Here is a 12,158-nt window from a genome sequence, read left to right as displayed (position 1 = left end):
GGGGAAGCGAGCCGTTGATTCTGAGGCCTCGGTCAGCTTTGCACAAAAGGATAAATGCGATCACTGACATGAGTCTGACTCATGCCTGTATGATCCTGTGTATCCGACCTACGCCCCGCATGACAGGTGCGCCATGACCCGCCAACTGCCTCCGCTCTATGCGCTGCGCGCATTCGAAGCCGCCGCCCGGCTGAGCTCTTTTACCCGTGCCGGGGAAGAACTGTCGATCACCCAGAGCGCGGTCAGCCGGCATATCCGCACCCTCGAGGAGCATTTCGCCTGCCGCCTGTTCGTGCGCAGCGGCCGCAGCCTGCAACTGACCGAAGCCGCACGCATGTTGCTGCCCGGTGTGCGCGACGGCTTCGCCTCGTTGGAGCGGGCCTGCGACGCCTTGCGTGGCGAGGACGACATCCTGCGCATGAAGGCGCCCTCGACCCTGACCATGCGCTGGCTGCTGGCGCGCCTGAGCCGTTTTCGCCACCTGCAGCCGGGCAACGAGGTGCAGCTGACCAGCGCCTGGATGGATGTCGATCATGTCGACTTCAACCAGGAGCCATTCGACTGCGCGGTGCTGCTCAGCGATGGCAGCTTCCCGGCGGACTGGGAGGTGCGCCGGTTGTTCTCCGAGTTGCTGATCCCGGTGGGCGCGCCGGACCTGCTCGACGACGCGCCTTGGGACGAGCGGCGCCTGGCGGGCATCGAACTGCTGCACCCCACGCCGGACAAGCGCGACTGGCGTGCCTGGCTGGCGCGCATGGGGCTGACCGACAAGGTCTCGCTCAAGGGCGGGCAGGTGTTCGACACCCTGGAGCTGGGCATGATCGCCGCGGCACGGGGTTACGGGATCTCCATGGGCGATCTGCTGATGGTGGCCGAGGACGTGGCCCAGCGCCGGCTGAGCCTGCCCTGGCCGACCGCGGTGGCCAGTGGCATGGACTACTACCTGGTGTGGCCGCGGACCCGGCCGGGCGGGGAGCGGCTGCGCAGGTTGAGTGTATTCCTGCAGGAGGAGGCGGCGGCTATGGACCTGCCGGCGGTGCAGGTACTGTCGGCGCAAGGCTGAGGACCATCGCGGGGCAAGCCCGCTCCCACGCTGATGATGCCTGCAACTCTGTTCCCCGGGCGACAGTGCAACCCAAAGCGCTGGGTAATCACCTAAGCAGAGCGACAGGGCCCAGTCGCAAGAAAACGTTTGCGAATATCCCGGTCCGGCACTCAAGTATTTCCTACAGACGCCGATCAACTTGCACCAGCGTCCCGGAAGAGGACGCGATTCCCCGTCGATATGCAGCGGGCGGTCAGCGTGATCAGGACGATCCCGGCCTCTTGCCAGGAGCCTTGCCATGTCTCAACCGCGTGCCCGAATCGCCTCGCAGCTCGGGATTGCCCTCGCCATCGTGCTGGCGCTGGTGATCACCGGCAGTACCCTGTTCGCCCTGCGTTCGCTGGACGACGCCAACCTCACCACCCGCCAGGCGCACCTGGCCAGCGAGGCGCGCCTGCTGGCCGACCAGCTCGACACCTTCCACGGCTCGCTCAAGGACAACACCCAGCGCCTGAGCGGCCTGTTCGAGCGCCGATTCGCCTCGGGGCTGGCGTTGCGCGCCGGTGAGACGGTCAACGTCGCCGGTGCCGCGACACCGGCGCTGTACCTGGGCGACCACCTGCTGAACAACGATTTCCGCCAGGTCGACGAGTTCCAGCAGATGACCGCCGGGGTGGCGACCCTGTTCGTGCGCAGCGGCGACGACTTCGTGCGCATCAGCACCAGCCTGACCAAGCAGGACGGCAGCCGTGCCATCGGCACCCAGCTCGACCGCCAGCATCCGGCCTACTCCAAGCTGATGGCCGGGCAGACCTACGTCGGCCGCGCCGTGCTGTTCGAGCGCAACTACATGACCCGCTATGTGCCGGTGCGTGACGGCGGTGGCAGGGTGATCGCGGTGCTGTTCGTCGGTTTCGACTACACCGACGCGCAGAACGCCCAGTTCGCCAACCTCAAGCGCTTCCGCATCGGCCAGACCGGTTCGCTGGCGTTGCTGGACGAGCAGGGCAAGTGGCTGGTGCCGCCGGCCGAGGTGCGTGATGGCGAGGCGGCGGCCCAGGCGGTCAAGGCGATCAAGCCGGGAGCAGGGCAGTTCTGGGCTGGTGCCGGCGAGCCGTTGTTCAGCGTCACCGAGCCGTTCGCCGAGGGCCCGTGGACCGTGGTGGCAAGCATGCCCGAGGGCGAGATCCGCGAAGTGACCTGGAGCGTCGGCCTGCGCCTGGCCATCGGCAGCGTGCTGGCGATGCTGCTGGCCGTGGCCGCCACCCTCTGGCTGCTGCGGCGCAAGCTGCGCCCGCTGGGCGACCTGGTGCGCCAGGCCGAAGCCCTCGGCGCCGGCGACCTGAATGCCCGGCTGAGCGTCACCAGCCAGGATGAAATCGGCCAGCTGGCCCGCAGTTTCAACCAGATGGGCGAGGCGCTGGCGACCATGGTCGAGCATATCCGCACCGCCTCAGACCAGGTCAGTGGCCGCGCCCGTTCGCTGTCGGGCCTGTCGTCCGGCGCCTGCGAGGGCATGGACCAGCAGTCCGGCGAGATCACCAGCATGGCCGGCGCGGTGGAAGAGTTCAGCGCCACCTCGATGAACATCGCCGACAACATGGCCGGCACCGAGCGCATGGCCCGCGACAATGCCCAGCAGACCCGTATCGGCCGCAGTGCCATGGACGAAGCCTCGGTTTCCCTGCGGCAGATCGCCGAGGCGTTGGGCGGAACCGCCAGTGTAATGGACACCCTGGGCGCCCGCTCGCAGGAGATCGGCGGGATTGTCGGGGTGATCACCTCGATCGCCGAGCAGACCAACCTGCTGGCGCTGAACGCTGCCATCGAGGCGGCGCGTGCCGGCGAGCAGGGCCGTGGATTCGCCGTGGTTGCCGACGAGGTCCGTGGCCTGGCCGCGCGCACCCGCCAGGCCACCGACGAGATCTCGGGCATGATCGCCAGCATCCAGCAGCAGACCGGCCATGCCATCAGCACCCTGGAGCAGGGCAACCAGCTGATGCAGGAAGGCCTTGCGCGCAACGACAAAGTGGCCGAGGCCCTGGCGCGGATCGACGAGCAGAGCAGGGTGGCGGGCGAGCAGTTCGCCGTGATCAGCACCGCGACCCAGGAGCAGAGCAGCACCGCGACGGTGCTCAGCCGCAACCTGCAGAGCATCGCCCAGGCCAATAGCGAGCAGCGCGATGTGGCCAATGAACTGGCCATGACGGCCCGCGAGCTGGAAGGGCTGGCGGGGCAGTTGCGCCAGGAAGTGGATCGGTTCCGTACCCACCGGTAGTGCACTGGGGCTGCCTTGCAGCCCGTTCGCGGCACAAGGCCGCTCCTACAGGCGAGCGCGTTCCCATGTAGGAGCGGCCTTGTGCCGCGAAAGGGCCGCGAAGCGGCCCCAGCAGTTTCAAACCCTACAGAGTCCCCAGACCCAACGCCTGCGCACACGCCTGCAACGACCTGCGCTCGCTCTGCGCATACAGCGCCAGCTCATCCTGCACCTGCAACCCCAGCGCCTGCTCGAAGGCTTCGCGGTTGGCGTTGCTGCCATAGTCGGCCTGCCCATCATCCCCCAGGTTGGACTGGAAGATCCCCGCCGCGCTCACCGGCAGGAAATCCTCGTACACCAGCGCCTCGAAATGCACGTGCCCGGCGTCGATCAACCCCTGCAGGGTGGTCGGGCGATCCTGTTGCCCACGCTCGGCCAGGCCTTTCTCGGTGGCGAAGTAGCGGAAGTACGCCAGCCCCTGCTCGCGCATCTGCCCCAGGTCATCCGGAAACTCGGCGAAGTGCTCCGCGAGCAGCGCCATATATCGCTCGGCATTGGCCTCCGCCGGCGCGCCGCCCAGGGCTGCGCGGGTCGCATCCAGAAGACGGTCGTACAGCTGGCGCCCCTTGGGCGTCAGCGCTGCGCCGCGCTGTTCGATCTCGCCGAAGCGCGCCGTGTGGCTGCCCTGGGCATCGCTGAAGGCGACCTTTTCCTGCAGGGCCTTGAAGCTGGTCTGACGCAGCAGGATCGGCTGGCGCCGGGTGGGCGGCCCTTCGATCACGGCTTTGGGCGGGATGCCCTTGGCCGGCATGCCGAGCTGGATCGCGTCGATGTCCAGGGTGCGCGGGGTCAGGTGGTTGATATGCGGGCCTTTGAATGCCACTACGTCGGCAATCAGCCGGTGCTGGTCGTGCAACTGTTGGTACTGCTCGGCGCTGACCGTGGCGTCCTGGTGCCAGCGGAAGGTGTGCAGCGCCTCCTGGACGAAGGTCTCGGCATCGCTCGCGCCCATGCCGCCGTCGCGTTCGCATTGGGCGATCAGTTCGAGTACGCGGGGGGTGAAGATCTGCCGTTTCTCCAGGATGCCCTGGGCCAGTGCACGCAGTTGCGGGTTGTCGATCAGCTCCAGGCGCAGCAGCGAGGTGAACACGCGGAACGGGCTGATGTGCAGCGACTGTTCGTGCACGGCGCGAAATGCGGTGGAGTGCACCGGTACGCCAGCCGAGCTCAGGTCGTAGTAGCCGACCGGCTGCATGCCCATCACCGCGAACAGGCGTGCGATGGTGGCCAGTTCCTCGGCGGTGCCCACGCGGATGGCGCCGTGGCGCTCCTGGTCGAGGCGTTCGATCTCGCCGGTCCAGCGCAAGGCCTCGGCCACCTTGGGCTGTGCGGCCATGACCTGCTGGTTGGTCTCACTCACCAGCTCAAGCAGCGTGCCGTACAGGGGGACTTCCTGCTTGTACATGAGCGACATGGCGGCAGAGAACTGCGCGCGGATGCTGTCGGGGCTGACGAAATCATGGGCGGGCATCGCAAGCTTCCTGGGTGAGTGGAGGACACTTACATGAAAACTGGGAATGGAGCCGGCGTACAAGCGAAAAAAAGTGCGGGTTTCATTCCTTTTTTGATCGACCTTGACGACCCTATCGCGGGGCAAGCCCGCTCCCACGAACTGTGTGGGAGCGGGCTTGCCCCGCGATGGCGTCAGTGGTCGCGCCGCTGGATCTGCTCGGCAACCCACTCCACCAACGCCCGCACCTTCGGCACTTCCGCCGCATGCTCGGCATACGCCAGGTAATGCGCGCCATTGCTCTTCATTGCATGGTCCCAGGCCAGCACCAGGCTGCCCTCGGCCAGCTCCCGGGCCACCAGGTAACGCGGCACCAGCGCCACCCCGCACCCAGCCTGCGCCGCGCTCAAGGCCATGTAGAAGGTGTCGAAGCGCGGCCCGTGGTAGCTGTTGTCGGTGTGCAGCCCTTGCTCCAGGAACCACGCGTGCCAGGCCTCCGGGCGCGAGGTGCTCTGCAGCAATACCAGCTCCGCCACCGCACCCGCGTCAGGCAGTGTGCGCCCTTGCAACAGCTCCGGCGCGCACACCGGCACCACCTCTTCGCCGAACAGCTCGACGCAGGTCGCCCCGGGCCAGGTACCCTGGCCATAGAAGAACACCACGTCGGCCGACCCCTGCAACAGGGCGAACGGCTCCATTTCGTTGCGGATATCCAGGTGGATGTTCGGGTGGCGCTTGCCGAAGCCTTTTAGGTGCGGAATCAGCCAGCGCACGCCGAAACTCGGTTGAGTGGCTACCTTCAATACTTCGGTCTGCGAGCCATAGCTCAGGACATAGCGGCTGGACATGTCCACCTGGGTGAGGATCTTGTTCACCTCGGCCAGGTACAGGCTGCCGGCGGGGGTCAGTTGCAGGCGTCGGCGGATGCGCAGGAACAGGTGGTGGCGCAGCATCTCCTCGAGCTGCGCCACCTGCTTGCTCACCGCGCTCTGGGTCAGGTGCAGCTCCTCGGCGGCACGGGTGAAGCTCAGGTGGCGGGCTGCGGCCTCGAAGCACTGCAGGGCGGTCATGGACGGAACCAGGCGTTTGGACATAAGCGGTCTCGGCGGCTGAAATCATTACCTGGCGGAATGATATGCGGAATAAAGGTCGTTTGTTGCACCTGTGTAATCGGATTAATACTGACCCACATCCTTTTCCACCCCTTCACCCGATGAAAGGAGAAGCACAATGGTTGCTGCATTGCTCGAGCGTCTTGGCGTTGCCGCCGCGGCTCACACCCAGGGCGACTACCCTGTTCACACCCCGATCGACGGTAGCCGCATCGCCTCGGTGAAGCTGCTCGGCAAGGCCGACACCATTGCCCGCATCGACCAGGCACAACAGGCCTTCGAAGCCTGGCGCAGCGTGCCGGCCCCGCGTCGCGGCGAGCTGGTGCGCCTGTTTGGCGAGGTGCTGCGCGAGCACAAGGCCGACCTCGGTGAACTGGTCTCCATCGAAGCCGGCAAGATCACCCAGGAAGGCCTGGGCGAAGTGCAGGAAATGATCGACATCTGCGACTTTGCCGTCGGTCTGTCGCGCCAGCTGTACGGCCTGACCATCGCCTCCGAGCGCCCGGGCCACCACATGCGTGAAACCTGGCACCCGCTGGGTGTAGTGGGGGTGATCAGCGCCTTCAACTTCCCGGTGGCGGTATGGGCGTGGAACACCGCGCTGGCGCTGGTGGCCGGTAACGCCGTGGTGTGGAAACCGTCCGAGAAGACTCCGCTGACCGCCCTGGCCTGCCAGGCACTGTTCGACAAGGCAGTGAAAGCCTTCGGCGATGCGCCGGCTGGCCTGGCGCAACTGGTGATCGGTGGCCGCGAAGCAGGCGAAGCACTGGTCGACGACTCACGTGTGCCGCTGGTCAGCGCCACCGGCAGCACCCGCATGGGCCGTGAAGTCGGCCCGCGGGTCGCCGCGCGATTCGGGCGCAGCATCCTCGAGCTGGGCGGCAACAACGCCATGATCCTGGCCCCGAGCGCCGACCTCGACCTGGCCGTGCGCGGCATCCTGTTCTCGGCGGTCGGCACCGCCGGCCAGCGCTGCACCACCCTGCGCCGCCTGATCGTCCACCGTTCAATCAAGGACGAAGTGGTCGCCCGGGTCAAAGCCGCCTACGCCAAGGTGCGCATCGGCGACCCGCGCAAGGACAACCTGGTCGGCCCGCTGATCGACAAGCAGTCGTTCGATGCCATGCAGGGCGCGCTGGCCAAGGCCCGCGACGAGGGCGGCCAGGTGTTCGGTGGCGAGCGCCAGCTGGCCGAGCAGTATCCGAACGCCTACTACGTGTCGCCGGCCATTGCCGAGATGCCGGCCCAGAGCGACGTGGTGCGCCACGAGACCTTCGCGCCGATCCTCTACGTGCTGGCCTATGACAACTTCGAAGAGGCCCTGCGCCTGAACAACGAGGTGCCGCAAGGCCTGTCGTCGTGCATCTTCACCACCGACATCCGCGAGGCCGAGCGTTTCCAGAGCGCCTCGGGCAGCGATTGCGGCATCGCCAACGTCAATATCGGCACCAGCGGCGCGGAGATCGGCGGGGCGTTCGGGGGTGAGAAGGAGACCGGAGGCGGGCGTGAGTCCGGGTCGGATGCGTGGAAGGGTTATATGCGTCGGCAGACTAATACCGTGAACTATTCGCGGGAACTGCCGCTGGCGCAGGGTATCGTGTTCGACTGATGATCGCAGGCGGGGGCTTTGCCCCCGTTTCGCGGCACAAGGCCGCTCCTACAAAGGCAACGCGCTTCCTTGTAGGAGCGGCCTTGTGCCGCGAAAGGGCCGCGCAGCGGCCCCATGGGCAAGAAGAACAACAGCTGGAGCCGGGCCATGTCCGAACTGCGTCAAGAATGTCTGTGGGACCACGTCACCCAGCCAACCGTCGCCGCCCAGGCCCTGGCCGGTGAGCACAAGGCCGATGTCTGTGTGATCGGCGGCGGCATTACCGGCCTGTCCGCGGCGATCCACCTGCTGGAGCAGGGCAAGTCGGTGATCCTGCTGGAAGCCTGGAAGATTGGCCACGGCGGCTCGGGGCGCAACGTCGGCCTGGTCAACGCCGGCACCTGGATCCGCCCCGACGACGTCGAGGCCACCCTCGGCCACAAGCAGGGCGGCCGCCTGAACAAGGTGCTCGGCGAGGCCCCGGGTGAAGTGTTCGCCATGATCGAGCGCCTGGGTATCGACTGCCAGGCCCGGCACCAGGGCACTTTGCACATGGCGCACAACGCCACCGGCATCGCCGACCTCGAGGCCCGCCACCAGCAATGGACCCGGCGCGGCGCCGACGTCGAGCTGCTGACCGGCGCGCAATGCCAGGAATACTGCGGTACCGACAAGATTGCCGCCGCGCTGCTCGACCGCCGCGCTGGCACCATCAACCCCATGGGCTATACACAAGGCCTGGCCGCCGCCGTGAACCGGCTGGGCGGCAAGCTGTTCCAGCAGTCCTCGGTCGAAGGGCTGGAGCGCGACGGCGATGCCTGGCGAGTGAAGACTGCGCGCGGCGCGGTGCGCGCCGACAAGGTGGTGATTTCCACTGGCGCCTACACCGAAGGCGACTGGAGCAACCTGCAGAAGCACTTCTTCCGCGGCTATTACTACCAGGTCGCCTCCAAGCCCCTGCACGGCGCCGCCGCCGACAAGGTCCTGCCCCATGGCCAGGGCTCGTGGGACACCCGCACCGTGCTCAGCAGCATCCGCCGCGACGACCAGGGCCGCCTGCTGCTCGGCAGCCTCGGCCGGGTCGACAACAAGCCGGCGTGGTTCGTGCGCAGCTGGGCCGACCGTATCCAGAGCCACTACTACCCGGCGCTGGGCAAGGTCGAGTGGGAGATGCACTGGACCGGTTGCATCGACTTCACCCCGGACCACCTGATGCGCCTGTTCGAACCGGCGCCGGGGCTGGTGGCGGTGACCGGCTACAACGGGCGCGGCAACACCACCGGCACGGTGATCGGCCGGGCGTTTGCCGAGTTTCTGCTCAAGGATGATCCGGACAGCCTGCCGATTCCGTTCTCGCCCATGAGGCCGGTGAGCGCGCCGTCCTTGCGCACGGCGTTCTATGAATCGGGGTTCTCGCTGTATCACGCAGGGCAGTGTCTGCGGGTGGTGCTGTAATGGCGCCGCCTTCTTCGCGGGTAAACCCGCTCCCACAGGGGACGTGCAAAACCTGTGGGAGCGGGTTTACCCGCGAAGAAGGCGGCGCAGAGGGTCAGGTCATTTATGCAGCCAGCTCAGGAACCCACCTTTCTTCACTGCCGCCGGTTTCTGCAGCAGCAGTGACTCGCGCTTCTGCCGGCGGAACCGCTGCAGCTTGGTCAGCGCCGACTTCACATCCCCGCTCTCGGTCAGGCAACCGCGCACCTGTTCCTTGTCGATGCGATAGAGCATGCAGCCGCTCAGGGCGCGGAACTCGACCGGAGACGCCTCGTCGTCCACCAGCCCCTCCAGCCCCAGCACCTCCCCAGGTCCCATGCGCCCGCCTTCGATCAACCGCTCGCCGTCGCGCACCGAGGCCAGCACCACGCCACGGCTGATCAGCAGCACATGCTCCGAGCGCTCGCCGATGCCGAGGATGACCTGGTCGGCCAGGTACTCCACCGTGGTCATGCGCTGGCTCAGGGCATCGCGCTCTTCGTTGCTCAGTGAGCGGAACACCCGCACCTCCTCCAGCAGCTCGCGCTGGCGGCTGCGCACGGGGGCGCCGAGCTCGGTATTCCAGGTCACGCCGCTGGCCTCCAGGTGGCGGTGGGCCAGGTCGAACAGCTGGTTGCGCACCTCGGTCTTGCGTGACATCTCGGCGATGAAACCACTGGCTTCGTACTCCACTGACTCCAGGCTCGAAGCCTTCACCGTGACCTTGGGCGCCGGCTTGTCGAGCAGGATGCTGGTGCCCTGCAGGGTCTTTTCCAGCGCATCGAACACCCGCTGCGGACGCACCTTGGCTGGCACCACCACGCTGATCGACACCCCATGCACTTCGGCCGGGCGGCTGAAATTGAGGATCTTGGCCTTGGCCGCCACCGAGTTGGGGATCACCGCCAGGCTGCTGTTGCCGGTGATCAGGCGGGTGGCGCGCCAGTCGATGTCGACCACCTTGCCCTCGGTGCCGTCGATCGAGATCGCGTCGCCGATCTGGTAGGGCCGCGTGGTGTTCAGCACGATGCCGGAGAACACGTCGGCCAGGGTGCTCTGCAACGCCAGGCCGATGACGATGGCCATCACCCCGGAGGTCGCCAGCAGGCCCTTGACCGGCAATTGCATCACATAGGCCGCCGCCGCCACCGCCGCGACCAGGAAGATCAGCGCCCCGACCACATCCTGCAGCAGACGCCCGCCGTGGCTGCCGCGTGCCACCAGCAACAGGCCGAACACCACCGTCACCGTGCGTGCGCCGAACAGCCACCAGCCGATCGCCAGCACCGTGGCCATCAGGTTGCGCCGGCACATCGTCGGCCCAAGGCGGCGGTTGCAGCGGGCTCATGCCCGCCGTCAGCAGCACCGCGCTGAACAGCAGGAAGAACACCAGCCGCGTGGCGATACGCCAGGCCCGGTGGTGCAGCGGAATCAGCTGCCACAGCAGCAGGTCGAGCAGGATCAGCAAGGTGCCGAGCAACAGCGGGTATGACTGGATGAACGCCAGCATGGTGGTCTCGGTGCGGGGGAGGGCTGTGGGTAGTAATAGAGCAGGTTGGGGTGGCAGGCAATGGGTTGGTGATAGTGCTGATGGCCTCTTCGCGGGTAAACCCGCTCCCACAGGTTCTTCGCCGCCTTCAAGGCCTGTGCGATCCCTGTGGGAGCGGGTTTACCCGCGAAGAAGCCAGCACGCCCAATCGTTCATAAAATAGAACGCTACAGCCAAATTTCGCTATCTACCGCCACAAAGGTACAGGTTTTAATCTTCTCCCATCAACGCGAAACACCCACCCCACTGAAGATCGAAACCCAAGGAGCACCGGCAATGAACAACTTCAAATACAACCGCCTGAACAAAGACGACGCCGCCGTACTGCTGGTCGACCACCAGGCCGGCCTGCTGTCCCTGGTCCGCGACATCGAGCCGGACCGCTTCAAGAACAACGTGCTGGCCCTGGCGGACCTGGCCAAGTACTTCAACCTGCCGACCATCCTCACCACCAGCTTCGAGCAAGGCCCCAACGGCCCGCTGGTGCCGGAACTCAAGGAACTGTTCCCGGATGCCCCGTACATCGCTCGCCCCGGCCAGATCAACGCCTGGGACAACGAAGACTTCGTCAAGGCGGTGAAGGCCACCGGCAAGAAGCAGCTGATCATCGCCGGCGTGGTGACCGAAGTGTGCGTGGCCTTCCCGGCGCTGGCGGCCCTGGAAGAAGAGTTCGAGGTGTTCGTGGTCACCGATGCTTCCGGCACCTTCAACGAAATGACCCGCGATGCTGCCCACGACCGCATGAGCCAGGCCGGCGCGCAACTGATGACCTGGTTCGGCGTCGCCTGTGAGCTGCACCGCGACTGGCGCAACGACGTCGAAGGGCTGGCCGCGCTGTTCTCCAACCACATCCCGGACTACCGCAACCTGATCACCAGCTACAACGCCCTGACCGCCGGCAAGTAAGCCGCCGCCAGCCTGGCACCGCGAGGTGCCAGGCAAGGCAGCACACCCATCCAATCCAGCGCTCGTCTGCTGTTGCACAGTGGATGCAGGCCAGCTCATCTCCAGGGAATGTCAGCGATGAACACCGCAACCGAAGGCAACCGCAGCGTCGTCACGCTGGTGATCCAGCACAAGGTCCGTGCCCAGGCGCTGGTGCACTACGAAACCTGGCTCAAGCGCGCCGTGACTACCGCTCGCCAGCAGCCAGGTCATCTGGACGTCAATGTCATCCGCCCGGACGACGGCGGTCGCCACTTCACCACCGTGGTGCGCTTCGCCGACGCCGGCCTGCTGCAGGCCTGGGTCAACTCTGCCGAGCGTCAGGCGCTGATCAGTGAAGTGCTGCCACTGTTGGAAGACGGCGACCAGACCCAGGTGCACGATGACCCGGAATTCTGGTTCACCCCGCCCAGCGTCGGCGCCGCGCAACCGCCGCGCTGGAAACAGGCCCTGCTGACCTACCTGGTGATCTGCCCGATGACCCTGGTCATTCCCCAGCTGCTGGCGCCGCTGTTTGCCCGCTATCCGCTGCTGGGTGGCCCGATCACCGGCAACTTGATCACCAACCTGTTCGTCATCCTGCCCGTGGTGTTCTACATCATGCCCTGGGTGACGCGCCGCTGTGCCGGCTGGTTGCGCCGCTGAGCGCCCGCCGTGATCCATTGCTAGCCTTCAACCG

At 66.4% G+C, this 12,158-nt stretch carries 8 protein-coding genes and 2 pseudogenes; 7 read left to right on the top strand and 3 right to left on the bottom strand.

Annotation, left to right across the window (positions count from 1 at the left end):
• Positions 1–133: 133 nt before the first annotated feature.
• The 3 genes and pseudogenes from ACZ899_RS18910 (at position 134) to ACZ899_RS18900 (ending at position 3,323) form a co-directional block, all read left to right on the top strand.
• Positions 134–1,063, top strand: a complete 930-nt coding sequence (locus ACZ899_RS18910) for a LysR substrate-binding domain-containing protein (RefSeq protein WP_232855486.1) — start codon at positions 134–136, stop codon at positions 1,061–1,063.
• A gap of 280 nt (positions 1,064–1,343) precedes the next feature.
• Positions 1,344–2,456, top strand: a pseudogene (locus tag ACZ899_RS18905) (Cache 3/Cache 2 fusion domain-containing protein); the annotation flags it as partial.
• Positions 2,454–3,323 (top strand): methyl-accepting chemotaxis protein, encoded by an 870-nt coding sequence (locus tag ACZ899_RS18900; RefSeq protein ID WP_442799994.1) that lies wholly within the window; start codon positions 2,454–2,456, stop codon positions 3,321–3,323. The pseudogene ACZ899_RS18905 and the gene ACZ899_RS18900, both read left to right, overlap by 3 nt.
• A 124-nt stretch (positions 3,324–3,447) precedes the next feature.
• Here ACZ899_RS18900 and hglS read toward each other — a convergent pair whose 3' ends face one another.
• Together hglS and ACZ899_RS18890 are read right to left on the bottom strand one after the other, a co-directional pair.
• Positions 3,448–4,833, bottom strand: coding sequence for a 2-oxoadipate dioxygenase/decarboxylase HglS (hglS, locus tag ACZ899_RS18895; RefSeq protein ID WP_234561901.1), 1,386 nt, complete (start codon positions 4,831–4,833; stop codon positions 3,448–3,450).
• 173 nt (positions 4,834–5,006) lie between these two features.
• Positions 5,007–5,906 (bottom strand): LysR family transcriptional regulator, encoded by a 900-nt coding sequence (locus ACZ899_RS18890; RefSeq protein ID WP_234561900.1) that lies wholly within the window; start codon positions 5,904–5,906, stop codon positions 5,007–5,009.
• 136 nt (positions 5,907–6,042) lie between these two features.
• Between ACZ899_RS18890 and amaB the strand changes: the two genes are divergently transcribed.
• On the top strand, positions 6,043–7,533 hold the full coding sequence (gene amaB / locus ACZ899_RS18885; RefSeq protein WP_326491853.1) for an L-piperidine-6-carboxylate dehydrogenase: 1,491 nt from the start codon (positions 6,043–6,045) through the stop codon (positions 7,531–7,533).
• Positions 7,534–7,680: 147 nt separating this feature from the next.
• Positions 7,681–8,967 (top strand): L-pipecolate oxidase, encoded by a 1,287-nt coding sequence (gene amaA / locus ACZ899_RS18880; RefSeq protein ID WP_234561898.1) that lies wholly within the window; start codon positions 7,681–7,683, stop codon positions 8,965–8,967.
• A 99-nt stretch (positions 8,968–9,066) separates the two neighbouring features.
• Here the strand turns inward: amaA and ACZ899_RS18875 are convergent.
• Positions 9,067–10,495 (bottom strand): annotated as a pseudogene (locus ACZ899_RS18875) (mechanosensitive ion channel domain-containing protein).
• A gap of 315 nt (positions 10,496–10,810) precedes the next feature.
• Here ACZ899_RS18875 and ycaC point away from each other — a divergent pair.
• Both ycaC and ACZ899_RS18865 read left to right on the top strand, forming a co-directional pair.
• Positions 10,811–11,440, top strand: a complete 630-nt coding sequence (ycaC, locus tag ACZ899_RS18870) for an isochorismate family cysteine hydrolase YcaC (protein ID WP_110735958.1) — start codon at positions 10,811–10,813, stop codon at positions 11,438–11,440.
• 117 nt (positions 11,441–11,557) lie between these two features.
• The gene (locus ACZ899_RS18865) at positions 11,558–12,124 is read left to right on the top strand and encodes an antibiotic biosynthesis monooxygenase (RefSeq protein ID WP_234561894.1); all 567 of its coding nucleotides are present in this window, start codon (positions 11,558–11,560) and stop codon (positions 12,122–12,124) included.
• Positions 12,125–12,158: the final 34 nt, after the last annotated feature.

This window comes from Pseudomonas sp. TE31087 (assembly GCF_057284075.1).
The sequence above is the reverse complement of the archived record's forward strand: the minus strand, read 5'-3'. Positions and strand labels throughout refer to the sequence as shown.

Coding starts and splice junctions, on each gene's coding strand:
- ACZ899_RS18910 (WP_232855486.1), top strand. CDS start 134: ATGACCCGCCAACTGCCTCCGCTCTATGCGCTGCGCGCATTCGAAGCC.
- ACZ899_RS18900 (WP_442799994.1), top strand. CDS start 2,454: ATGGGCGAGGCGCTGGCGACCATGGTCGAGCATATCCGCACCGCCTCA.
- hglS (WP_234561901.1), bottom strand. CDS start 4,833: ATGCCCGCCCATGATTTCGTCAGCCCCGACAGCATCCGCGCGCAGTTC.
- ACZ899_RS18890 (WP_234561900.1), bottom strand. CDS start 5,906: ATGTCCAAACGCCTGGTTCCGTCCATGACCGCCCTGCAGTGCTTCGAG.
- amaB (WP_326491853.1), top strand. CDS start 6,043: ATGGTTGCTGCATTGCTCGAGCGTCTTGGCGTTGCCGCCGCGGCTCAC.
- amaA (WP_234561898.1), top strand. CDS start 7,681: ATGTCCGAACTGCGTCAAGAATGTCTGTGGGACCACGTCACCCAGCCA.
- ycaC (WP_110735958.1), top strand. CDS start 10,811: ATGAACAACTTCAAATACAACCGCCTGAACAAAGACGACGCCGCCGTA.
- ACZ899_RS18865 (WP_234561894.1), top strand. CDS start 11,558: ATGAACACCGCAACCGAAGGCAACCGCAGCGTCGTCACGCTGGTGATC.